Annotated in this window: 20 protein-coding genes; 11 read left to right on the top strand and 9 right to left on the bottom strand. The window is 67.0% G+C overall.

The features are described from left to right. Positions 1-19 precede the first annotated feature (19 nt). On the bottom strand, positions 20-682 hold the full coding sequence (locus E3O57_RS16630; RefSeq protein WP_103460573.1) for a YqaJ viral recombinase family protein: 663 nt from the start codon (positions 680-682) through the stop codon (positions 20-22). A 504-nt stretch (positions 683-1,186) separates the two neighbouring features. On the opposite strand from E3O57_RS16630, the gene E3O57_RS16625 reads away from it, so the two are divergent. Then, a complete protein-coding gene (locus E3O57_RS16625; RefSeq protein ID WP_133159692.1) occupies positions 1,187-1,975 on the top strand; it encodes an LPXTG cell wall anchor domain-containing protein in 789 nt (262 codons plus the stop codon). An 87-nt stretch (positions 1,976-2,062) separates the two neighbouring features. Here the strand turns inward: E3O57_RS16625 and E3O57_RS16620 are convergent, their stop codons facing one another. Both E3O57_RS16620 and E3O57_RS16615 read right to left on the bottom strand, forming a co-directional pair. Then, on the bottom strand, positions 2,063-3,934 hold the full coding sequence (locus tag E3O57_RS16620; protein ID WP_103478489.1) for a glycoside hydrolase family 2 protein: 1,872 nt from the start codon (positions 3,932-3,934) through the stop codon (positions 2,063-2,065). A gap of 78 nt (positions 3,935-4,012) precedes the next feature. Further along, the gene (locus E3O57_RS16615; protein ID WP_103478466.1) at positions 4,013-5,038 is read right to left on the bottom strand and encodes a LacI family DNA-binding transcriptional regulator; all 1,026 of its coding nucleotides are present in this window, start codon (positions 5,036-5,038) and stop codon (positions 4,013-4,015) included. 251 nt (positions 5,039-5,289) lie between these two features. Here E3O57_RS16615 and E3O57_RS16610 point away from each other — a divergent pair, with 251 nt between their 5' ends. The 4 genes from E3O57_RS16610 to E3O57_RS16595 all read left to right on the top strand — a co-directional run bounded on the left by E3O57_RS16610 (position 5,290) and on the right by E3O57_RS16595 (position 9,411). Next, the gene (locus E3O57_RS16610; RefSeq protein WP_088455032.1) at positions 5,290-6,606 is read left to right on the top strand and encodes an ABC transporter substrate-binding protein; all 1,317 of its coding nucleotides are present in this window, start codon (positions 5,290-5,292) and stop codon (positions 6,604-6,606) included. 142 nt (positions 6,607-6,748) lie between these two features. Further along, positions 6,749-7,561: a carbohydrate ABC transporter permease gene (locus tag E3O57_RS16605; protein ID WP_240632341.1), complete on the top strand. Its 813-nt coding sequence runs from the start codon at positions 6,749-6,751 to the stop codon at positions 7,559-7,561. Positions 7,562-7,570: 9 nt separating this feature from the next. Then, positions 7,571-8,425: a carbohydrate ABC transporter permease gene (locus tag E3O57_RS16600; protein WP_103478465.1), complete on the top strand. Its 855-nt coding sequence runs from the start codon at positions 7,571-7,573 to the stop codon at positions 8,423-8,425. A 41-nt stretch (positions 8,426-8,466) separates the two neighbouring features. Beyond that, entirely contained in the window at positions 8,467-9,411 is a 945-nt protein-coding gene (locus E3O57_RS16595; protein ID WP_165787842.1) for a glycoside hydrolase family 43 protein, read from the top strand. 61 nt (positions 9,412-9,472) lie between these two features. On the opposite strand, the gene E3O57_RS16590 is transcribed toward E3O57_RS16595, so the two are convergent. Together E3O57_RS16590 and E3O57_RS16585 are read right to left on the bottom strand one after the other, a co-directional pair. After that, the gene (locus E3O57_RS16590; protein ID WP_103460520.1) at positions 9,473-10,144 is read right to left on the bottom strand and encodes an ABC transporter ATP-binding protein; all 672 of its coding nucleotides are present in this window, start codon (positions 10,142-10,144) and stop codon (positions 9,473-9,475) included. A 37-nt stretch (positions 10,145-10,181) separates the two neighbouring features. Then, positions 10,182-11,660: an ABC transporter permease gene (locus E3O57_RS16585; protein WP_088455037.1), complete on the bottom strand. Its 1,479-nt coding sequence runs from the start codon at positions 11,658-11,660 to the stop codon at positions 10,182-10,184. Between the two features lie 181 nt (positions 11,661-11,841). On the opposite strand from E3O57_RS16585, the gene E3O57_RS16580 reads away from it, so the two are divergent. Together E3O57_RS16580 and E3O57_RS16575 are read left to right on the top strand one after the other, a co-directional pair. Next, a complete protein-coding gene (locus tag E3O57_RS16580) occupies positions 11,842-12,588 on the top strand; it encodes a response regulator transcription factor (protein ID WP_103460518.1) in 747 nt (248 codons plus the stop codon). Next, positions 12,588-14,114, top strand: coding sequence for a cell wall metabolism sensor histidine kinase WalK (locus E3O57_RS16575; protein WP_103460517.1), 1,527 nt, complete (start codon positions 12,588-12,590; stop codon positions 14,112-14,114). The genes E3O57_RS16580 and E3O57_RS16575 overlap by 1 nt, the downstream gene beginning before the upstream one ends. A gap of 1 nt (position 14,115) precedes the next feature. Here the strand turns inward: E3O57_RS16575 and E3O57_RS16570 are convergent, their stop codons facing one another. Then, positions 14,116-14,628, bottom strand: a complete 513-nt coding sequence (locus E3O57_RS16570) for a MarR family winged helix-turn-helix transcriptional regulator (RefSeq protein ID WP_103460571.1) — start codon at positions 14,626-14,628, stop codon at positions 14,116-14,118. 10 nt (positions 14,629-14,638) lie between these two features. Then, complete coding sequence (locus tag E3O57_RS16565) at positions 14,639-16,408, bottom strand: MDR family MFS transporter (RefSeq protein ID WP_370290191.1); 1,770 nt, start codon at positions 16,406-16,408, stop codon at positions 14,639-14,641. Between the two features lie 317 nt (positions 16,409-16,725). On the opposite strand from E3O57_RS16565, the gene rplJ reads away from it, so the two are divergent. The 3 genes from rplJ to E3O57_RS16550 all read left to right on the top strand — a co-directional run bounded on the left by rplJ (position 16,726) and on the right by E3O57_RS16550 (position 18,342). Next, complete coding sequence (rplJ, locus tag E3O57_RS16560) at positions 16,726-17,241, top strand: 50S ribosomal protein L10 (RefSeq protein ID WP_088455040.1); 516 nt, start codon at positions 16,726-16,728, stop codon at positions 17,239-17,241. Positions 17,242-17,292: 51 nt separating this feature from the next. Beyond that, a complete protein-coding gene (gene rplL, locus E3O57_RS16555; RefSeq protein WP_066592329.1) occupies positions 17,293-17,676 on the top strand; it encodes a 50S ribosomal protein L7/L12 in 384 nt (127 codons plus the stop codon). Positions 17,677-17,838: 162 nt separating this feature from the next. Then, the gene (locus tag E3O57_RS16550; protein ID WP_103460516.1) at positions 17,839-18,342 is read left to right on the top strand and encodes a MarR family winged helix-turn-helix transcriptional regulator; all 504 of its coding nucleotides are present in this window, start codon (positions 17,839-17,841) and stop codon (positions 18,340-18,342) included. 30 nt (positions 18,343-18,372) lie between these two features. On the opposite strand, the gene E3O57_RS16545 is transcribed toward E3O57_RS16550, so the two are convergent. Both E3O57_RS16545 and E3O57_RS16540 read right to left on the bottom strand, forming a co-directional pair. Beyond that, the gene (locus tag E3O57_RS16545; protein WP_103478463.1) at positions 18,373-19,329 is read right to left on the bottom strand and encodes a DNA-3-methyladenine glycosylase; all 957 of its coding nucleotides are present in this window, start codon (positions 19,327-19,329) and stop codon (positions 18,373-18,375) included. Between the two features lie 82 nt (positions 19,330-19,411). Then, a complete protein-coding gene (locus E3O57_RS16540; RefSeq protein WP_103460514.1) occupies positions 19,412-20,422 on the bottom strand; it encodes a LacI family DNA-binding transcriptional regulator in 1,011 nt (336 codons plus the stop codon). A 300-nt stretch (positions 20,423-20,722) separates the two neighbouring features. On the opposite strand from E3O57_RS16540, the gene E3O57_RS16535 reads away from it, so the two are divergent. After that, complete coding sequence (locus E3O57_RS16535) at positions 20,723-22,039, top strand: ABC transporter substrate-binding protein (protein ID WP_103460513.1); 1,317 nt, start codon at positions 20,723-20,725, stop codon at positions 22,037-22,039. The last annotated feature ends 91 nt before the right edge of the window (positions 22,040-22,130 follow it).

Genomic DNA, 22,130 nt, shown 5'->3' with positions numbered 1-22,130 from the left:
GAATCATCGGGCGGCCGGCTCAGCGGCCGTAGTCGTAGGGTGGCGGGGCGGCGGCACGCTCGCGCTCGCGTTGGTGGTTGAGCAAATCGATCAGCTGGTCGGCGAATCCCACCAGGATCCTGATCTGGTCGTCGTCCCGGTCGATCCAGCGGCACTCCGGCACAGCGTTGCGCGGCACGAAGTTGTCGTGCTCCTCCCACACCAGCAGGGTGCGGTCGGCGCCGAGCACGTACTGCTGCCACCAGATCTGCCGCAGGTAGGAGCGGGGGATGCTGCGCCAGGGCTTGCTGGTGGTCTTGATCTCGGCGAGTTCGAAGACCCCGTTGCCCGCCAGGCCCAGGCCGTCGGGAGTGGCCAAGTGGCGGGGTTGACCCGCGGCATGGAACAGGTTGGTGCTCGGTTCGATGCCGTAGTTCGCCAGCACCCAGGCCGCGATCTCGGGTTCCCGGGCCCGACCGTGGTCGGTGTACGGGTTGCCGCCGAAACCGCTGCCGTTGATCTTCTCCCTCGCCGCGTTGTGCACGGATTTCTCGGTGGCGAGCTTGGCGACATCCGTGGCGGTGATGCCCTGGCTGCGAGCGCGCAGCCAGGCGACCCTGTCGGTGGAGTCGGCGACGATGCGCAGCAAGTGGGCGCTCACGGGCAGTGCGGCGGGCGCGGCCCGGACGGGCGGTGCGAGCATGTCGCCGGTCTCCTCGCCCAGGTCGAACAGGGCGAGCAAGTCATGGGGCACCTGCCCATTCTGCCGCACGCAGAGGCCGGATTTGTGCGGCCGGGCCGATGCCCGAGGGAACGGATGATGGGTTGGAAATCCCAAGCTGACTCGGACTGGGGGTGCGTACTTCCTAGGGAATGCGGGCCGCCTTCCCTAGGCTTGTCCTCATAAAGGGGGACCGGCCGCCAATCCAAAAGGCCGAGAGCGAGTAGGCCCGATCGGCCTTTACACCAGCCACGCAACCGTGGACAGGTGGCCGATAGCAGGCGGTCGTAGTGCACCACGATGTCATCGAGGCGCCCACCCACGCCCACCCACGCCCACTCGCGTCCATATCACCCGGGGCATCGTCCCGGGCCTCCTTCAGCGCGCCCCGCCGAGCGATTCGGCGCGCGCAATTCGTAGTACTGCCGCGCCTTCACCCGAGTGTGCGCGCATACACATTTCGACTGACCCATGAGGTAAAGAAAAATGACCACGATCCCTACCAAAGCCGCGACAATCTTCGGTTCCGTTCTTCTCGTCGGCGGCCTCGCCGTCGGAGGCGCTGCCGTGCCGGCGTTCGCCCACACTCCGGCCGTGAGCGCTGACTGCACGTCGCTGTCGATGAAATTCGAGAGTTACAACGTGATCGCCGCGAAGCCGGCCAGTGGCGGCAAACCGGCCGTTGCGGCCGACGCCACGCCGAATACGGTCACCGTCACCATCGACGGCGTCGCCTCGGCACCGGTGAAGTTCGGCAAGACCTATTCCTCGACGATCGCACTGGACGGCCAGAGGCCGCACACCTATTCGGTGGTTCTCGGCACGCACGACGGGTATGACCGCACCTTCGCCGACAAAACTGTCGCCTGCCCGACCCCGACGCCTTCAGTGCCGCCGGTGACGTCGACGCCGACGCCCACGCCTTCAGTGCCCCCGGTGACGTCGACGCCCACGCCCACGCCTTCTGTGCCGCCGGTGACGTCGACGCCCACGCCTTCTGTGCCGCCGGTGACGTCGACGCCCACGCCGATCGTGCCGTCGGTGAGCGAGACGCCCGCACCGATCGTGCCGCCGGCGAACGCCACGCCCACCCCGACGGCGACTGCCGTCACGCCGGCAGCCGTAACGGCGCCGGCGCCCACCCCCGCGGCGTCAACGCGTGAGCTTGCCGAAACCGGCGTCTCGACCTGGAGCGTTCCGGCCATTGCGGCGAGCGTCCTCGCGATGCTCCTTGGCGCCGGCCTGCTGCTGGCCCGCCGGTTCCGCCGCGCATAACCCGGCATAATCCCCAAGAACGCCCCGGACGAGGAATCGTCCGGGGCGTTCTGTCGTACTCGCGAGCACCTGCGGCCAGGCGGCCCGCTAACCGAGCGGGGGCCCGTCGGGTGCGGTCTGCGTGATGATGGCGCGAAGCAGGTGCATGGGCACCTTGGGCCTGCGGTTGTCATCGAGCAGTCCGTTGGTTTCCTGGAGGGTGTCGGTCAGTTGGGTATAACAGAACCCGGCCAGGAACGAACTGGAGTGGATTGCCGCCACGACGGCGTCCAGACGCTCGAGGAAATCGTCCGCGGTCTGGGCGCTCGAGTAGCCCCAGGCGTCACTGTCCGCATAGTGGGTGGCGAACGAGATGCCGCCGAATTCGGTGAGCATGACGGGCCGCTCACCGATCTCCTGGCCGGCGAGAAGGAGACGGCGCCCCGCGGGCCCGAGGTCGCTGAGAAGCCGGCGTTTTGCGTCGTCGTCGCTGTAACGCTCGCGGAGGGTGTCGCCGATCGATTCATAGTCGTGCACCGAGAGGATGTCGGAGTCGATGTGCTCCCATCCGTCGTTGGAGATCACCGGGCGGGACGGATCCAGCGTGCGGGTGAGCGCGACGAGTGCCCGCGCGTAATTCTGCTGCGCGGGGTCATGGGCGATGTGCTGCACGCCCCAGCTCTCGTTCAGCGGCACCCACGTCACGAGAGAGGGATGCGAGAGGTCCCGTTCCACGACTTCGGTCCACTCCGCCATCATCCGCCGCACGGCCGTGGCGCCGAATTCGAAGGCGCCGGGGGTCTCGCCCCAGACGAGGAGGCCGAGCCGGTCCGTCCAATAGAGGAAACGGGGGTCCTCGATCTTCTGGTGCACACGAGTCGCGTTGAAACCGAGTTCCTTGATGAGCTCGACGTCCCGGCGCAGGGCCTCCGGCGAGGGGCTGGCGAGATGCGACTGGGGCCAGTATCCCTGTTGCAGAACAGACCTCACATAGTAGGGCCGGTCGTTCAGAAGGAACCGGCCGCGAGCGATCGCCGCCGAGCGAAGGCCGAAATAGGAATGTACGACATCCACAGCCGTCCCCTGCGTGTCCGTTGAAGAACCGGTGCGTACCGTCAAAGTGGCATCAATCAGCCGTGGCGACTCTGGGGTCCACAGCAGCTCTTCGTAGGCTTGACCGTTCACCTGAGCCGGGAGCGCGATGGTGAAGACCTGGGTCGTCGCGGTGACGGCTACCGTCGCCTGGGTCAGGGGATCACCGTCGACACTCAGGCTGAGGCACACCGTCGTGCCGGCCGTGGGTCGTCGACTGACATCGATCCGAACACGAACCGTCGCATTCGGCAGGTCCGGTATCCAGTGCACGAGAGTGACGGCCAGGGGGTTCGTGGACTCGAGCCAGACCGGCTGCCAGATGCCGCTGGTGCGGTGATACCAGATTGAGTGCGGTTCGACGCGCCAATCCTGTTTGCCGCGCGGCTGAGTCACGTCGAGGGGATCATCCTCAGCCCTGACCACTATGGAGTGTTCGGCCACACCGGCCGCGACCGCGTCGGTGATGTCGAAGGAGAAGGGGGTGTGCCCACCCTCGTGCTGACCGAGAAACGTTCCGTCAACCCAAACGCTGGCGCGATAGTCGACCGCGCCGAAGTGCGCGCGCAGACGCTGGCCCGTGAAGAAGCCGGCCCGCGCCAGGTCGTTGTCGTCGAAGGACCGCGAATACCAGGCCACCGGGTGGAACCCGGTGTCGTGAATGCCCGAGGCGGCGGACTCGAAGGGGAACGGAACCTGAATGGTTCGATCGAATCGCGCGTCGGCGAACCAACGGGCTGCCAAACCGATGTCGGCGTCGTCGAAGGCGAAGCCCCAGTCCCCGGACAGTTCGGTCCAAGCGGGGCGGACGAGCTGGGGGCGCGGATAGCGCCCGTCCTGCTGGCTGGCGCGAAAGACGGCGGGCGCGAGATCGACGGTGCTACTCATGTCCTCCATCATGCACTGAATTTGCAGCGCTGTAAATCCGCAAATTGAATTGATGCCGTCGCAGCCGGGCCGGTCGGTTCAACCGTGGGGTACTGCTGGCGCGCTTTCCCGAATGACGAGGTCGAAATCCACCAGGCGATGGCGCCCCAGGCCGGTGTAGCCCATGATGCGCTCTTCCAGCATTTCGAGGGCGACGCGGGCCAGCGCGGGCATGTCCGGGGCGATCGTGGTGAGGCTCGGGAAGGTGACGGCCGCGAAGGAGATGTCGTCCCAGCCCACGACGGCCACGTCGTCGGGAATCCGGATGCCGCGTTCCTGGAGAGCGCGCAAGGCGCCGATCGCTGCGAGGTCGTCCCGGCACACCAGGCCGTCAAATCGCAGACCGCGATCCAGTGCTGCTCCGACGGCACGGGCGGCCTCGGCTGGAGCGATGGCCCGGGTGGGGATGAGCAGGGACATATCCAGGACCAGCCCCGATTCCTCGATCCCCTGCTGGTATCCGATGAGTCGCTGCGTGGACGTGGCGGATTGGCCGCTCTCCTCGTGACCCACGAAGGCAATTCGGGTCCGTCCGAGGGCGCTGAGGTGGCGCGTGGCCCGGTTGGCGGCGGCGACGTTGTCGATCATCACGTGGTCGACACCGATCGGCGCCGCGCCCTCGCCCAGCAGCACCATGGGTATGTCGCTGCGGCGCTGGGCCACTTCGGTGGACGTCATCATCGAGGGTTGGAAGAGCATGCCGTCGACGAGGCCGGCCTCACTCGACGAGAGGACGGCCCGCTCGCCGTCGATGGTGCCGGATGTCTCCTCGAGGAGCAGTCGGTAGCCGGCGCCCGTCGAGGCGGCTGCCGCTGAGACCAGACTCGCCAGCTCGGAGAAGTAGGCCAGGCGCACATCGGCGAACGCGAGTGCGATGAGGCCCGTGCGTCCCGTGGCCAGGCGTCGGCCGAGGGCGTTCGGCCGGTAGCCCAGATCATCAATGGCGCGTTGAACCCGCTCCCGCATCGCCGCGGAAACGTGGGGATGGTCGTGCACGACGTTCGACACTGTCTTCATCGACACGCCGGCGTGAACGGCGACGTCCTGGAGTCGCACTCCGGCCATTGCTGCTCCTTGAGTCGGCGCTGCGGGGGCGCGTGAGGGTTTCATCCATGACTCTAGCCTTCGTGCCCGTCTGCTTCGTGATGCGAAGGAAGCTTGACGGATGACTTTCTAGCGCTGTAAATTTATCCCGTCGCATCATCCGCTTTCTGAAGCCGTGCCGGAATGAACACATCACCCGGTCCGGCACCGGCCGGGCACCTGATCCGACTCATTCATCGCCGCGAGTCGGCGACTACTCAAAGGAGAGCACCATGAAGGAAGGATTCGCGCGTCGCGCGATTGCCGCAACCTTGGCGGTTGGAATGGGGGTTGCCCTCGCCGGTTGCAGCACTGGAGGCACGAGCGCCGGTGGTGGAGCCGTGTCCGGCGCGGACTACACCGGTCCCGACGTGACGATCAGCTTCTGGAATGGGTGGACGGGCGGCGCCGCCCCCGTTCTCGTACCGAAACTCGTCGAAGAGTTCAACTCTGAGCACCCGAACATCGTGGTCAAGAACGTTCCCATGGAGTGGGGGGACATCTCGAAGAAGATGCCGCTGGCCATCAAGGCGGGCAAGGGCCCCGACGTGGCCGTCGCCCACGGTGACGATGTCGCCACCTACGCGGCGCAGGGCCTCCTCCTTGAGGCCGACGCCATCATCGACGATCTCGGCTACTCCGCCGATGACTTCCCCGAGGGCCTGATGGACGCCGGCGCATACTCCGGCAGTCAGTACGGGATTCCCTGGAGCGTGACGCCGCTTGGCCTCTACGTCAACAACGATGTCCTGAAATCCGCCGGAATCGACCCCGCGACGGTACCCGCCGACAAGGACGGCTACATGGCCGCACTCGAGACACTCAAGGCAGCAGGCATCCAGGGCGAGTGGGTCGACGGCTACGTCTTCACCGGCACCTTCGAGTTCCAGTCCCTGCTCTGGCAGTTCGGTGGCGACCTGTACAACGACGATGTGACCAAGGCGACCTTCAACTCCGAGGCCGGCGTGCAGGCCCTCACTCACATGACCGACCTGATCGACCAGGGCTACAGCCCCGCGAATGTGGCCCAGGACGGCAACATCAAGGGCCTGCTCTCCGGGCAGACCGCTTACAACTGGAATGGCGTCTGGCAAACGACCAATGAGGCGTTCGACGCGCTGGACTGGACAGCGGCACCGGTTCCCCAGATCGGAACCGAGAAGGCCGTTTGGTCGAGCTCGACCCACTGGATGTTCCTGAACAACAAGGGCCAGGACGCCAACAAGACCTCCGCAGCAGCGACCTTCGTCAAGTGGATGAACGAGAACTCCAGCGGTTGGGCCGAAACCGGTGAGCTGCCCGCAGCAAATGACGTTCGTAACGACCCCGCCCTGATCGAGGCGTACCCCAACCTCGCGACCTTCATCGATGAGCTTCCCTACGCGCACTACGAGACCAGCGCGCCGGGCATCACCGCCGCGAACGCGCTCATCACCACCGCGCTCAACGAGGCGCTGACCGGCAAGAAATCACCCGCGGATGCTCTCGACGACGCGGCCAAGCAGGCCGACGCGATCCTGAAGCAGAACGAGGCGAAGTACGGTGACTAGTCTGGCACCCCTCCCCCCGACCGCCGTGGCGACCCCGATCCCTGCCCCTCGGCGCGCGAGCGCCGGGGGGTCGGGGACCCGCAGGCGAACCTGGACGGCCTATGCCTTCCTGGCTCCGTTCCTCGTTCTCTTCGCTACCTTCGTGGTCGGTCCCGCGGTCTTCGGAGTCTGGATCAGCGTCACCGACTGGAGCCCCTATAAGACCGAGCAGTCGTTCATCGGGCTGCAGAATTACATCGATCTCGTCACGCCGGGTTCGGTCTTCTTCGGCGATTTCTGGCAGAGCCTGGGTGCCACCGGGATCTTCACGGTGGCGAGCGTTCCCTTCCTGCTCGTGATCCCCCTCGGTGTGGCGCTGCTGCTCAACCAGAAAATTGCCGGCGGAACCGTGTTCCGGGCGATCTTCTTCGCACCGTTCGTTCTGGGTGTCGCGGTGATCGGAGTGATCTGGAAGTACATGCTCGACACGCAGTCGGGCATGATCAACCACCTCCTCGGCCTGATCGGTCTCCCCTCCGACATCCCCTGGACCGTCGACGTGCCGTGGGCGTGGGTCTCGCTGGTGGGCGTGACCGTCTGGTGGACTCTGGGGTTCAACGCCGTCATCCTGCTCGCCGGTCTCAAGGGCATCAACACCGACCTCTACGAAGCGGCCGCGCTCGACGGCGCGGGGGCGATCCGCAAGTTCTGGAACGTCACCCTGCCTGGACTGCGACCGGTGATGCTCTTCGTCAGCACCACCACGATCCTGGCGTCCGCGAACATGTTCGGGCAGTCCTACCTGCTCACCAAGGGCGGGCCGGCCAACCAGACCCGCACGGCGATCATGTACATCTCCGACCAGGGGCTCTCGCAGAACAACATGGCGGCAGCGGCGGCCATGAGCTACGTGCTCTTCGCCTTCCTGGCGATCATCAGCGTGATCAACTTCCGCCTTCAGCGGGACAAACCCTAAGGATCATCGATGACTACTCTCACTCCGCGACGGGTGGCGGGACCCGCACGCCTTCGGCGTGGTGCCCTCTACGCCGCGCTGATCGTCGTCGCCCTCACGATCATCCTGCCCCTCGTCTGGATCGTGATCACCTCATTCAAGACCGACACCGATGTCATCTCGAATCCGTATTCAATCCTTCCGAACCCGTTTTCAGTCGACGCGTACGGGACTCTGGCCAGCGGCCAACAGCCGATCTTCCGCTGGCTGCTCAATAGCCTCGTCGCGGCCACGCTGCAGACCGTGATCGTGCTGGTGACCGCCTCGATGGGCGCCTATGCGCTCGCGCGGCTGGAATTCAAGGGAAAGAAGTTCATCTTCGGGCTCATCATCGGCACCCTCCTGGTGCCGCCGGTGATCTTCCTCATTCCCAATTACCTGATCGTGCAGAACCTCGGTTGGCTCGACACCCTGTGGGCGGTCTCCGTCCCCGGCGCGGCCGGTGCCTTCGGCATCTTCTTCCTGCGCCAGTTCTTCGTCGGGCTGCCGACCGAGATCGAGGAAGCCGCGCGTATCGACGGGGCCGGGGATATCAGGATCTTCCTCCAGATCGTGCTGCCGCTGGCCAAGCCCGCGCTGTCGACGCTGGCAATTCTGACCTTTCTCGGCAACTGGAATGACTTCCTGTGGCCCATCTACGTTCTGCTGAGCCCGGAGAACCTCACTCTGCAGCCCGGCCTGTCCCAATTGCAGGGCGCCTATTCCACCCACTTCAGTATCGTCATGGCCGGCGCGGTCATCGCTTCGGTCCCGGTGCTCGTGCTGTTCTCGCTGGCCCAGAAGCAAATCGTTGAAAGTGTCGCCAGCTCGGGCGTGAAGGGGTGAGTCTGCGGCGGGCCGGCGCCTCTGTCCTCGCGTGTGCGGCGGTGGCGTTCCTCGGCGGTTGTGGGCCGGCCGGGTCTCTGGATGCCGCCGCAACCGACGTGCCGGCAGCCTTCGCGATAGACCAGGATTTTCCCGACCCGGATGTGCTGCTGGTCGGTGACAGCTACTACGCGTACGCCACCAATTCGCTCACCGCAAATGTCCAATTCGCCACCTCCACCGATCTCCAGTCGTGGGAGGTGCAGGACGGCGACGTTTTCCCTGACCTCCCGGACTGGGCCGACACCGGGAGGACCTGGGCGCCAGAGGTGACCTCTGGTCCGGATGGCACCTTCCTGCTCTACTTCACCGCCGCCGACAGGGCCTCAGGCCTGCAGTGCATCGGCGTCGCCAGCGCCGCATCGGCCACCGGCCCGTTCGTGGCAACATCGACGGTGCCGTTGATCTGCCCGACCGGCGAGGGAGGCGCGATTGACGCCGGCGCATTCGTCGATGCGGACGGGAGTAGATGGCTGCTCTGGAAGAACGACGGCAACTGTTGCTCCCTGGATACCTGGCTGCAGCTGTCACCGCTCTCGCCCGACGGCCGCACACTGACCGGCGAACCGACCAGGCTCATCAAGCAGTCGGAGGAGTGGCACGGCACCGTGGTGGAGGCGCCGATCCTGATCCGTCATGACGACGAGTACGTGCTCTTCTACTCGGCGAACAGTTACGCCGATGACAGTTACGCCATGGGTTTCGCCACGGCGCCGACACTCCAGGGGCCCTACACGAACGGTGCCGAACCGCTCTTCAGTACGGAGAGTTCCGGCGACCGCTATCTCGGCCCTGGCGGTCAGGACGTGGTCTCCCCGGGCCCGGACCAGCCCGGTGGTGACCAGATCGTGTTGCACTCCTGGGATCCGGCCTACGTCTACCGGGGGATGAGCGTTCTGCAGCTTGACTGGGTCGACGGGCGCCCGACGGTGGTCCCACCGGCCTGACGCCGAGCCGGCGGATTCCAGATGGCATCCGCCGACTCAGCGCGATCGCTCGGCACGGACCTCAGCCGAGGTCCTTGACCACACCCTGCTTGATCAAGAGGCGCCTCTGCGCACGCTTGGCGACAGCCGAATCGTGGGTGACCACGATCAGGGTCAGCCCCTTCGCCCGCCACAGGCCCTCGAGCAAGTCCATGATCTCGTCACGGGTCTGCTCGTCGAGGTTCCCGGTGGGCTCATCGGCCAGCAGCACCGTGGGCTCCTTGACCAGGGCGCGGGCGATCGCGACGCGCTGCTGCTGGCCACCGGAGAGCTCCGCGGGCAGGTGGCTGCCGCGCTCGCCGAGCCCGACGGAGTCGAGCGCCGCCGCGGCCCGCGAGATGCGCTCCGCCGTGGGAACCCCGAGCGGCGCGAGCGCGGTCTCCACGTTCTCCTGCGCGGTCAGGGTGGGGATCAGGTTGAAACCCTGGAACACGAAGCCGATCTCGCGCGCCCGGATTTCCCCCAACGGCCCCTGGCCGAGCTTGGACAGATCCGCACTGCCCAACTCGATGGTGCCCTCGGTGGGCCGGTCGAGGGCGCCCAGCATTTGCAGCAGCGTGGACTTTCCGCCGCCGGTCGGCCCTTGGATGGCGACCATCTGTCCATCCGGAATGGACAGGGTGACCTTGTTCAGGGCCGTGACCGAGCGCTTGCCCTGGTCGTATTTCTTGGTGACATTGGTCAGTTCATACATGGGAGCTCACTTCTGGTGATGAATTCGACGGAGGGGGTCACGCGATGCTGCGCAGTGCCTCGGAGGGGCTCAGGCGCGAGGCGCGCCAGCCGCCGATCGCGCCGGCGAGCAGACCGCCGAGCACGGCGAGACCGACGGCGATGAGGATGACCGACAGGGTCACCGGCACCTGCAGAACGATGTCAGAGGTGGTGGCTTCCACCATGGCCTGACCGAATCCGCCGGCACTGCCGCCGGGGCCGCCCATGGCGGATGCCGGGTCGGCAGTGGCCGCGCCCGCGGTGAGCGTGGGGGCCGCGAGGTTGATCACCAGGATTCCGGCCAGGCCGACCGCGATGCCGACGACGCCGCCGATCAGGCCCTGAACCAGGGATTCACCGGCCACCTGGCGCACGATCCGGCCGTTCGACCAGCCGATCGCCTTGAGGGTGCCGAACTCCCGGGTGCGCCGGGTGACGCCGGAGATCGTGAACAGGATGGCGATCAGGAACGCCGCCGCGAGCACGATGAGCGACAGCCAAAGGCCGAGGTTCTTCACCAGGTCGGCGGCGCTGGAGAGCGACCCTGACACGCTCGAGGCGAGGTCGGACTGGGTCTGCACCGTGGCCTCCGGCAGGGCGGTCTCGACGTCGGCCTGGATCTGCTCGATGTCGGTGGAGGACGCGGCCTGCACGTAGATGTCGGTGACCTGATCGGTCAGGCCGGACAGGGTCTGGGCGACGTCGAGCGGGATGTAGACGTTGGAGGCCGTGGCGGCATCCGCCGAGGAGGCCGTGACCAGGCCGACCACGGTGAAGTCGGTGTCCGCGATGGCGACGGTGTCGCCCACGACGAGTTCGGCGGTGGTGGCGTAGTCGGCGTCGAGGACGGCGACATTGGTGCCGGCGTCAGTGGTCTCCAGGCTGCGTCCATCCGTGAGGCTCACGGCCGAGAGGGGCCCGACGGCCTCAGCGGCCGGGTCCAGGCCCAGCACTGTGAAGGAATCGACGCTGAAGGAGCTGCCGCCGGCACCGTCGGGTCCACCGCTGGGCGGGGTTCCGCCGGCCGCGTCGTCCCCGGTCTGCGGTGTCCCGGCGGAGAAATCGGGCAGGGCGCCGTCGAAGGTGGTGTTGCTCAGCGACAGGGTCGCGGCGGCGGCGGAGACGTTGTCGATGCCGCCGACGGTGTCCAGCGCCGTGGCGTCGAACGCGGTGGTGCCCCGGTCGACGGAGAGCCTGGACTGGCTGACGGTGGTGGTCCCGTCGGCGGTGGCGCCGGCATCCGCGCCGAAGTCGAAGTTCGCCGGCCCGCCGGCGCCTGCTTCGCCCTCGGTGGGCGCGGCCGGGGTCTGGCTGACGGTGATGTCGGTGCCGACGCCGTAGACCGAGGCCAGCACGGTGGACTGTGCCAGCTGTACTCCGCTCGACACTGCGTTGACGATAATGACCAGGGCGATGGCGAGGGCCATGCCGATGGCGACGATGGCGGTCTGCTTGCGGCGACCCGCCAGCTCTCGTCGCAGATACGTGACAAACATCGATTCTCCAGTCCGGCGGCAGGGAGGTTCCCGCCGTTGCCTTCGAAGCTAAGGAGCCCGGTTATGGCTGCACTATGGCCTGCCTATGAATACGCCCAGAAGGCCGCAGGGTCCCGCTCTCTCAGGATCGTCGTGGGCGGCGCATAGCCGGTTCATAGGAAAGGCGGGGATACTTCGGAGCATGAGCACCCGAACCAACGAGCAGCCGACCCACGGACCACGCCTTCGCAAGGCCGACGGCTCCCCGATCCGGGTGCTCGTCGTCGACGACGAACCCACCCTCACCGACCTGCTCTCGATGGCCCTCCGCTACGAGGGCTGGGAGGTGCGCACGGCCGGGGAGGGCCGGGCCGCGCTCACCCTGGCGCGGGAGTTCCGGCCGGACGCCATCGTGCTCGACATCATGCTGCCCGACATCGATGGTCTGCAGGTGCTCCAGCGGCTGCGGGCGGATGGCTACCAAACGCCGGTGCTCTTTCTCACCGCCAAGGACTCGCTCGACGACCGCATCGCCGGTCTCACCGCCGGCGGCGACGACTACGTCACCAAGCCGTTCAGCCTGGAAGAGGTCGTCGCCAGGCTCCGCGGCCTCATCCGGCGCTCCACGATGGCCGTCTCCGACTCCAGCGACCCCCGCATCACGGTGGGCGACCTCACCCTCGACGAGGACAGCTACGAGGTGTTCCGCGCGGGCGAACAGATCGAGCTGACCGCGACCGAGTTCGAACTGCTGCGTTTCCTGATGCGCAACCCGCGCCGGGTGCTCAGCAAGGCCCAGATCCTCGACAGGGTCTGGAGTTACGACTTCGGCGGCAAGTCGTCGGTGGTGGAGATCTACATTTCCTATTTGCGCAAGAAGGTGGACGCCGGTCGCGAGCCGATGATCCATACCGTGCGCGGCGCCGGTTACATGCTGAAGATCGCCTGATGAAACCCGGAGCACCCGTCGGCGACACCCCCATCATCCCGACCCGCAGCGGCCGGGCCCCCTGGACCCTGCGCCGCCGACTGGTTGTGGCCGTGGTGGGCCTGCTTGCCCTTGTCAGCCTGGTCATCGGGGTGGTGAGCGTGGCCATCCTCAGCGCCAACCTGATGGACGGCCTCGACCAGCAGGTGGAGAGTGTGGCCGAACGCTCCAGCGTGGTCGTCGGCGGCGGACGGCCGACCGGCACCGACTTCAACGCCGGCACGCCCACGGCCAGCGAGGTCCTCAACGGGCCCTCTCAACCGCCGAGCACCCTCGCCCTGGTCTACGACGGCAGTGCCGTCACGGCGGGCTACACCGACGACACCGGCGCCGTCGTGGCTCTGAGCAACGACCAGATCACCCAATTGCTCACCGAACTCGACGCCGCGGTGCAGGAGGGGCGCACGTCGGTCCCGTTCAGTGTAGATCTCGGCGGCGACGTGGGCGAGTACCGGGTCCTCGCGCAGGCCGCGCGCACCGGCGCCCTCTACCTTGTCGGTCTGCCCGTGTCCTCGGTGACCGGCACCGCCACCCAATTGGCGCTCATCATCGCCGTCGTGTCGCTGGCCGGCCTCGTGCTGGCGGCGTTCCTCGCCACCGCGATAGTGCGTCTGGCCCTGCGTCCGCTGCAGCGGGTGACGGCCACGGCCACCCGGGTCTCCGAACTGCCACTGGACCGCGGCGAGGTGCTGCTCGTCGACAGGGTTCCGGCCGCGGACACCGACCCCCGCACCGAGGTCGGCCGGGTGGGCTCAGCGCTCAACCGGATGCTCGACCACGTCGACATCGCCCTGGAAACCCGGCAGGCCAGCGAGAACAAGGTGCGCCAGTTCGTGGCGGATGCCAGCCACGAACTGCGCACCCCGCTCGCGTCGATCCGCGGCTACTCCGAGCTCACCCGGCGCAGCGGCCAGGAACTGCCGCCGGACGCCATCCACGCTCTCGGGCGCATCGAGTCGGAGTCGGTGCGGATGACCGGTCTCGTCGAAGACCTGCTGCTGCTCGCCCGCCTGGACGAGGGTCGCGAGCTGGAACGGGAACCCGTGGACCTCACCATGCTGCTCGTCGACGTGGTCAGCGACGCCCATGCGGCCGGCCGGGACCACAGCTGGGACCTCGACCTGCCCGAAGAGCCTGTGCTGGCGGCCGGCGACGGTCCGCGCCTGCACCAGGTTTTCGCGAACCTGCTGGCCAACGCCCGCGTGCACACCGACGCGGGCACCCGGGTGCAGGTGGCGCTCGGCGTCGAGGGGCCAGACGCCGTGGTCACCGTGACCGACGACGGTCCCGGCATCCCGGAGAACCTGCAGGAGACCCTGTTCGAGAGGTTCGCCCGCGGCGACAGCTCCAGGTTCCGCGGTACCGGAGGCAGCACCGGTCTCGGCTTGGCCATCGTGCAGGCCGTGGTTCTGGCCCACGACGGCGAAGTCACGGTGGACAGTCGGCCGGGGCGCACCAGCTTCCGCGTGGCGCTGCCCCTGGCCTGACCTACCGTGCGCCGTCGGGGGAGTTCAGCCGTTTCAGCAGCAGGGCGAACTGCTGCAGGTCGGCTTCGGGCCACGAGGTCAGCCGGCCGTGCAGCAGGCTCTTGTCGCCTCCCGGCACGGCCGCCATCTTCTCCATCGCCAACGGGGTTGCCGCGAGGAACCTGGCGCGCCCGTCGGCCGGGTCCGCGGCCAGCTCGAGCAGGCCGAGGTCCTCGAGCAGCCGGGCCTGACGGCTGATCACACTGCGGTCCACCTCGAGCAACTCGGCCAGCGCGCTGGCGTGCGTGGGTCCGCAGCGTCGCAGGGTGCGCAGGATCTTGAGGCCGAACGGTTGCAGCGCCGGGTCGATGCGCAGGGCCGAATCGCGCAGGGCGCCGCGCACATAGGCCGCCAATTGCATCATCTGCTCCTCGACGTCGGCCAAGGCCTCGGCGGCCTCGGTCGCGGTGTCGGGGGACAGGGCGGCCGTGACGCCGGGCTCGGCGACCGGGGGAAGCTCGCCGTGGTCGGTCATGACCATCACACTAGCGACCGGTGCTCGGGTTTTCCGACGGGTCGGTGCCGGGCTGCACGCGGATCGAGCCGGTCGGGTGGGCCAGGCCCACCGGGGTGAGGCCGGCGGCGGCAGCGCCCACTTCGATCAGCATGTCCTCGGCGTCTTCGAGTTCGCGCAGGTCGTTGTCCTCGAGGTTTTCGGGTGCCTTCTTCGTCGCCTGGGCCTTGGTCAGGGCGATGGCGGTCTGGGTACCGAGCGACGCGTTGGGCATCAGCGCGACCATCACCAGGGTGATCACGGCGAGCGGCACTCCGAGCAGGAAGACCGTGCCGACGCCGGTGCCGTAGGCCGACTCGACGACGACGCGGATGGCGTCAGGCAGGGTGTTGACGTGCGGGATGACGCCGGAGCCCAGCGTCTTCACCGCGATGGCCTGGTCGGCCGGCGCGAGGGTGCCGATGCCGTCCTTGATGTTCTGGGCCACGACGGTGCCGAGCACCGAGCCGAGAACCGAGACACCGATGGTGCCGCCGAGGCTGCGGAAGAACGTGACAGCGCTGGTGGCCACACCCAGGTTGGTGACGTCGATCGAGTTCTGAACGACCAGGACCAGGTTCTGCATGACCATGCCCAGGCCCGCGCCGAGCACGAACATGAAGATACCGACCAGGATCAGGTTGGTGTCGTACTGCAGGCTGCCGAGCAGCAGGAGCCCGGCGACGACGAGGACCGAACCAGAGACCATGACGGCCTTCCACTTGCCGGTGCGGCTGATCAGGGTGCCGAACAGCGTGGACGAGATGAGCAGGCCGCCCATCATCGGGATGGTGAGCAGGCCGGACTGGGTGGGCGTGGCCCCGCGGGCCAGCTGCATGTACTGGCTGAGGAAGACGGAGGTGCCGAACATCGACACGCCCACCGAGATGCTGGCGACGGTGGCGAGGGTGAAGGTGCGGTTCTTGAACAGCGTCAGCGGGATGATCGGCTCCGGCACCTTGAACTCGACGATCACGGCGGCGATGAGCAGCAGCGCGGCGGCGGCGACCATGACGAAGGAGGTGACGGATGTCCACTCGAAGTTGTTGCCGGCCAGGGTGACCCAGATCATCAGCAGCGAGACGCCGCCGGCGATCAGCACGGCACCGAGGTAGTCGATCTTCACCACGCGCTTGACCCGCGGGGGCAGGTGCAGGGTGCGCTGCAGGAGCACGATGGCCACGATGGCGACGGGCAGGGCGATGAAGAAGTTCCAGCGCCAGCCGAAGGCATCCGTCACCACGCCGCCGAGCAGCGGGCCGCCGACGGTGCCGAGGGCCATGACGCCGCCGAACAGGCCGGCGTACTTGCCGCGGTCCCGGGGGCTGATGATGTCGGCCATGATGATCTGGCTGAGCGCGGCGAGACCGCCGGCGCCGAGGCCCTGCAGCACGCGGAAGCCGATGAGGGTTCCGGTGTCCTGCGAGAAGCCGGCCAGTGCCGAGCCGATCACAAAGGTGGCCAGGGCCAGCTGGATGAGCAACTTGCGGTTGAAGAGGTCGGCGAACTTGCCCCAGATGGGCGTGGACACCGTGGTGGCGAGCAGGGTGGCGGTGATGACCCAGGTGTATGCGGACTGGTCACCCTTCAGGTCGGAGATGATGATCGGCAGCGAGGTGCTGACCACGGTTCCGGCGAGGATCGACACGAACATGCCCAGCAGCAGGCCGGACAGGGCCTCGAGGACCTGGCGCTTGGTCATGGAACCGTCGGCCGTGATTGCCCGGTTCGGGGGAGTGGTGGTGCGAGAACGGCGTGACATGAATCTCCAGCTAGATAATTGACAGATGTCAACTATAAATACATAGTGGACCTTTGTCAACTAGTTTGCGAAGCCGGGTGGGGTGCTGGCCCGATTTGCGCACCGCCAGGGGGATCCCGTATGGTGGGGAACAGCCAAAGACCGCCGGTTGTCGCTGCCCAGAAATGGAAAAGCGATCGAAGGTTCATTCACGTGAACGGCCCGCGCAGGTGTTCGAAGTTAGCCAGTCAAACTGGCCTCAGCTCCGGCGCTTGCGCTGGAGCTTTTTTCATGTCTGCGCCCCGGGCTACCGGCACATGAATATTTAGAGGAGCGCCATGGCGAACAAGGAAGCAACGGTCGCCGAGCTGCAGGAGAAATTCCAGAGCTCGACCGCCGTTCTGCTCACCGAGTACCGCGGACTCACTGTTGCGAAGCTCAAGGAGCTGCGCACGTCCATCAGTGAGGACGCCACGTACGCCGTGGTAAAGAACACGCTCACCAAGATCGCGGCCAACAACGCCGGCATCACGTCTTTCGACGAGGAGCTCGTTGGTCCGTCCGCTATCGCTTTCGTACACGGTGACCCTGTCGCCGTCGCGAAGAAGCTGCGTGCCTTTACCAAGGCAAACCCTCTCCTGGTTGTCAAGGGCGGTTACTTCGACGGTAACCCCCTGACCGCCGCAGAGGTAGGCAAGCTCGCCGACCTCGAGTCCCGTGAAGTTCTGCTCGGCAAGCTTGCCGGCGCCTTCAAGGCCTCGCTGTTCGGAGCCGCATATCTGTTCAACGCACCGCTGTCGAAGGCTGTTCGCACCATCGAAGCGCTGCGTGAAAAGCAGGAGTCCGCGAACTAGGCATCTGCCTGTACCGCGGTGAGTAACTAAGAAACTAATAGGAGAAAAATCATGGCAAAGCTTTCCACTGAAGAGCTGCTCGAGCAGTTCAAGGGCCTCACCCTCATCGAGCTCTCCGAGTTCGTCAAGGCATTCGAGGAGACCTTCGAGGTCACCGCGGCTGCACCCGTCGCCGTCGCCGGAGCCGCTGGCCCCGCCGCCGCTGCCGAAGAGGTCGAAGAGCAGAGCGCGTTCGACGTCATCCTCGACGCCGTTGGCGACAAGAAGATCCAGGTCATCAAGGTTGTGCGCGAGCTCACCAGCCTGGGCCTCGGCGAGGCCAAGGCCGTTGTCGATGGCGCGCCGAAGGCCGTCCTCGAGGGCGTTGCGAAGGAAGCTGCCGAGAAGGCAAAGGCTTCCCTCGAGGCCGCTGGCGCCACCGTCACCCTCAAGTAATCTCGCCCCGCAAGGGGTTAGTTGCTCGCACGGGCGTCGCATCCATTGGATGCGGCGCCCGCTGCCGTTAACCCGCGAACTGTGAGAAAAGCACCAAAACTCTCGAGTTTCTGGGGCTTTTCTCACGGGTCGCGGGCGATTCGGTCTGTATATGGTGGGGGGATGCCCGCAGCACTTCCTGACATCCTCGGGGACCTCGTGTCCGTCAACCACCGGCTCACCCGCGTCGCGGCCCGCGCAGCGCGCGGCACGGAATCGCCCGCTCTGTGGCGCACCCTCAGCGTGCTGCTCTCCAGCGGCCCGATCCGCCTGGGCGACCTGGCCGAGCGCAGCCGGGTCTCGCAGCCCACCGCCACCAAGCTGGTGGGCAGCCTCGTCGACCGAGGCTGGGTCGAACGCGCCGGCGACCCCGACGATGCCAGGGCCAGCCTCATCGCCAGCACCCCGGCGGGTGTCGCGGCTCTGATCGCCTGGCGGACCGAGCTGGTCGCCGCCCTGCTGCCCTACTTCGCCGACTTGCCCATCGACGATGTCGGCACCCTCGAACGCGCCGTCGCCATCCTGCGCGACAGGGTCGAGGTCGGCGAGCGGATGGCCGCACCGCACCGCGTAACGCCGCCGGACCGGATGGCGGCGGCGCCCCGCCCGGCCTCCGAGCCCCGGTGACCGCCCATTCAGCGTGTGCGGCCGGCCCGGTTAGTGCGAGCGGTGGTCCTGGATGGTCATGCGCGGGCCGCGGCGCGGGGCGCGGTAGCCGCTGCCCAGGATGAGGCGCACCACACGCTGGCGGTGTCCCGCGAAGGGATCGAGCAGTTCGAGCATGCCGTCGTCGTCGACGGGGGATCCGGTCAGGGCCCAGCCCACCTGGGCGGCCAGATGGTAGTCGCCCACGCTCACCGAATCGGGGTCACCGTGCGAGCGCTGAGTCACCTCCGCGGCGGTCCAGCGGCCGACGCCGGGCAGGGACTGCAGCCGTCGTGAGGCCGTGACGGCGTCGACGGGCCGGTCGAGGGATGCCGCCACGGCCGCAACAGAAACGGCCGTGCGTGAGCGGCGCGGATCGACGCCGGCCCGGTGCCAGTCCCACGACGGCACCAGGCGCCAGCGTTCCGGTCCGGGGGAGACCATCATCCCCGCTGGTGCGGGGCCCGGGGCCGCCTCGCCGTGCTGGCGGATGAGCCGGTACCAGGCCCGGTGGGCCTCGAGAGTGGTGACCTTCTGTTCGATGATTGCCGGGATCAGCGCCTCGAAGACCAGCCCGGAGCTGCCCAGCCAGACGCCGGGGTTACGGCGGCGGACCTCGGCAAGAACACCGTGGCCGCCGAGGTCGAGTCCGGTCCAGTCGTCGCCGTCGCCCAGCAGGGCGGGTACCTGGGCGATGCACCACTCGGCGCCCGGTCCCCAGGCCTTGGCGTCGACGCCGCCGTCGGCGGCCTGCCGGAGCAACAGGGTCGCCGGTCCGAGCGGGGTGCGTTGGGTGCGCCAGAGCCCGGCGGCATCGGCGCGGGCGGTGGGGTCGCCGCGACCGCGACTGTGCGGGGCCATGGTGGCCGCCAGGTCGAACGGGCGCCGGGGTGCGTACCGGGTGGATGCCCGGGGGGTGGCATCCCGGTCCGTGCCGGCGGTGGCGTCGTCTGAAGGGTCGGAAATCATCCCCTCGAGGCTAACCCGCGCCGCTGACGGTCTGGGGCGACCACCCCAACTGTTGCGCACGGGCAACAGTTGCGGAGCCGGGTCACCGGGGTGCGCTGGTGCTGGAGCGCATGACCAGGTTGGTCGGCGCCCTGGTGAGACCGGGTGTGACCGGCGCCGACGGCTGCTCGAGCGCACCCAGCAGGGACTCAACGGCCATCCTGGCCTGGTTGCGCGGGTGCTGTTCGATGGTGGTGAGCCGGAACATCTCGGCATACGGATGGCCGTCGATGCCGATCACCGAGAGCTCGGACGGGATCAGGATGCCGAGCTCCCTGGCCGCGACGATGAGGCCGAACGCGATCTCGTCGCTCGCCGCGAAGACCGCCGTCGGCCGCCGGTGCGGATTACCGAACAGCGCCAGACCGGTCTCGTACCCCCCGGGAACCGTGAAGGCGCAGGGGGCGAAGCGGCCATCCCTGGACAGGCCGGCGGCGTGCATGGCCGTGTTGAAACCGGTGAGCCGTTTGGTGTGCACGGCAAAGTCCATCTGGTCCACCTGATCACCGCCGACATGACGGATGTCGGTGTGCCCGAGGCTGATCAGGTGTTCGGTGGCCAGGCGCGCGGCCGCGATGTCGTCGATCGCGATGGTATGCACGCCGGGGATCTCACCGCCGATGCCCACCAGAGGACGGCCCAGCCGGTGCAGGAGCTCCACCTCGGCATCGCTGAGCTCGACGCCCACGGAGATGACACCGTCGAACCGCTTGCGGGCGAGGAAGAAATCGAAGACCCGCTCCCGTTCGGCCGAATGTGCGGGGAGGTTGTAGAGCGTCATGTCGTAGCCCTCGGCGAGCAGGGACTGCTCGAGGCTCTCCAGGATCTCGGAGAAAAACCAGCGGCTGATGAACGGAATGATCACGCCGATGCTCTTTGTCCGGCCGGTCACCAGGCTGGCCGCATTGGGCGAGGCGACGTAGCCGATCAGGGCGGCGGCGTCGACCACCTTCTGACGCGTTTCGTCCGACACGTAGCCCCGGCCGCTGAGCGCCCGGGAGGCCGTGGCCTTGGCGACGCCGGCCATGCGTGCTACATCCGCGATCGCGCTCATGCCAGCCTCCCCGTCGTTGGAACCGCTCTGGCCACCATATCTCCTCGGCGGCCGGGCTGGAATCGGTTCCAGAAATTCGACACCGAAGTGTGACCGGTTTGAAGCGTCGCTGGCATGAGAGCGCGATCTTTGTCAATCTGTAACCATATTGGGCTTGTGTCGAACGAATCTGTGCCGTACTTTGTGGTGTGGAACCGGTTCCTTGTGCAACCGTTTCCAGCACTACGAGCAGTTCCTGCAGCACCTTGGTGTTTGTCCGGGGGATCCCGGCGCACCGCAACCACTCAACGAGGAGGAAGAATGCGGTCATTCCACCGCCGAATCACAGCACCCATCGCCATGGTCGCGATTGCCGGGCTGACATTGGCCGGCTGTTCCGGTGGTCCCGGCAGCACGAGCGCCGAAGCCGGAGCCGAGGGTGACGGTGTCGTCACCGTCTACGGCACCATCGCTGACACCGAGGCCGAGCTTCTCGAAGAGTCCTGGAAGGCTTGGGAAGAAGAGAACGACATCGACATCCAGTACGAGGCGTCGAAGGAATTCGAAGCTCAGATTGCCATTCGTGCTCAGGGTGGCAGCGCTCCAGACCTCGCGATCTTCCCGCAGCCCGGCCTGATGGCCGACCTCGCCAGTCGCGACTTCCTCAAGCCGGCCCCCTCGTCCGTTGAAGACAACGTCGACGAGTTCTGGTCCTCCGACTGGAAGGCATACGGCACCGTCGGCGACACGTTCTACGGCGCTCCGCTGATGGCCAGCGTCAAGGGCTTCGTCTGGTATTCCCCGGCCAAGTTCACCGAGTGGGGTGTCGAAGTTCCCGAGACCTGGGACGAGCTCCTCGCCGTGACGAAGACCATCCAGGAGAAGACCGGCACCGCCCCGTGGTGCGCCGGATTCGGCTCTGGTGACGCAACCGGTTGGCCGGGCACGGACTGGGTCGAGGACCTCGTTCTGCGTGAGGCCGGCGCTGAGACCTACGACAAGTGGGTTGCCAACGAGATTCCGTTCACGGACCCGGCGATTGCATCCGCATTCGACTCCGTCGGCGAGATCCTGCTGAACCCGTCCTACGTCAACGCCACCTTCGGCGATGTGAGCTCGATCAACAGCATCGCGTTCGGTGACGTAGCCACGCCGCTCGCCGAGGGCACCTGCGCCCTGCACCACCAGGCATCCTTCTTCGACGGCTTCATCACGGATGCCGGCGGCGAGGTCGGTCCCGACGGTGACGTGTGGGCCTTCATCACCCCGGCCCAGGAGGCCGGTAGCCAGGCTGTCACCGGTGGTGGCGAGATTGTCGGAGCGTTCTCGGACGACGCAGACACCCAGGCCGTGCAGACGTACCTCTCCAGCGATGACTGGGCGAACAGCCGCGTCAGCCTCGGCGGGGTCATCAGCGCCAACTCGGGTCTCGACCCGGCCAACGCGCAGAGCCCGATCCTGCAGGAAGCCATCAAGATCCTTCAGGACTCGGAAACCACTTTCCGCTTTGACGCCTCCGACCTGATGCCCGGCTCCGTTGGCGCCGGCACCTTCTGGAAGGGAATGGTCAACTGGATCAATGGAGCCCCGACGGGTGAGGTGCTCACGAGCATCGAAGCCGGCTGGCCCTCCAACTAGTCTGGTTCGACAACCGGCTCGTCTAACAGCCCAACCGTGCGGGTCGTCCTCTGAGGAGGGCGACCCGCACCCCCTACTGGTGTACCGGGGC

Source organism: Cryobacterium sp. TMN-39-2 (genome assembly GCF_004402745.1).
GTDB classification, from domain to species: Bacteria; Actinomycetota; Actinomycetes; order Actinomycetales; family Microbacteriaceae; genus Cryobacterium; species Cryobacterium zongtaii.
Note: the sequence above shows the minus strand (reverse complement) of the source record. Positions and strands in the feature narration are given on the sequence as shown.

Coding starts and splice junctions, on each gene's coding strand:
- E3O57_RS16610 (WP_088455032.1), top strand. CDS start 5,290: ATGAAGGAAGGATTCGCGCGTCGCGCGATTGCCGCAACCTTGGCGGTT.
- E3O57_RS16550 (WP_103460516.1), top strand. CDS start 17,839: ATGCCCGCAGCACTTCCTGACATCCTCGGGGACCTCGTGTCCGTCAAC.
- E3O57_RS16565 (WP_370290191.1), bottom strand. CDS start 16,408: ATGTCACGCCGTTCTCGCACCACCACTCCCCCGAACCGGGCAATCACG.
- E3O57_RS16600 (WP_103478465.1), top strand. CDS start 7,571: ATGACTACTCTCACTCCGCGACGGGTGGCGGGACCCGCACGCCTTCGG.
- E3O57_RS16625 (WP_133159692.1), top strand. CDS start 1,187: ATGACCACGATCCCTACCAAAGCCGCGACAATCTTCGGTTCCGTTCTT.
- E3O57_RS16630 (WP_103460573.1), bottom strand. CDS start 682: ATGCTCGCACCGCCCGTCCGGGCCGCGCCCGCCGCACTGCCCGTGAGC.
- E3O57_RS16620 (WP_103478489.1), bottom strand. CDS start 3,934: ATGAGTAGCACCGTCGATCTCGCGCCCGCCGTCTTTCGCGCCAGCCAG.
- E3O57_RS16570 (WP_103460571.1), bottom strand. CDS start 14,628: ATGACCGACCACGGCGAGCTTCCCCCGGTCGCCGAGCCCGGCGTCACG.
- rplJ (WP_088455040.1), top strand. CDS start 16,726: ATGGCGAACAAGGAAGCAACGGTCGCCGAGCTGCAGGAGAAATTCCAG.
- E3O57_RS16615 (WP_103478466.1), bottom strand. CDS start 5,038: ATGGCCGGAGTGCGACTCCAGGACGTCGCCGTTCACGCCGGCGTGTCG.
- E3O57_RS16535 (WP_103460513.1), top strand. CDS start 20,723: ATGCGGTCATTCCACCGCCGAATCACAGCACCCATCGCCATGGTCGCG.
- E3O57_RS16590 (WP_103460520.1), bottom strand. CDS start 10,144: ATGTATGAACTGACCAATGTCACCAAGAAATACGACCAGGGCAAGCGC.
- E3O57_RS16580 (WP_103460518.1), top strand. CDS start 11,842: ATGAGCACCCGAACCAACGAGCAGCCGACCCACGGACCACGCCTTCGC.
- E3O57_RS16585 (WP_088455037.1), bottom strand. CDS start 11,660: ATGTTTGTCACGTATCTGCGACGAGAGCTGGCGGGTCGCCGCAAGCAG.
- E3O57_RS16540 (WP_103460514.1), bottom strand. CDS start 20,422: ATGAGCGCGATCGCGGATGTAGCACGCATGGCCGGCGTCGCCAAGGCC.
- rplL (WP_066592329.1), top strand. CDS start 17,293: ATGGCAAAGCTTTCCACTGAAGAGCTGCTCGAGCAGTTCAAGGGCCTC.
- E3O57_RS16545 (WP_103478463.1), bottom strand. CDS start 19,329: ATGATTTCCGACCCTTCAGACGACGCCACCGCCGGCACGGACCGGGAT.
- E3O57_RS16575 (WP_103460517.1), top strand. CDS start 12,588: ATGAAACCCGGAGCACCCGTCGGCGACACCCCCATCATCCCGACCCGC.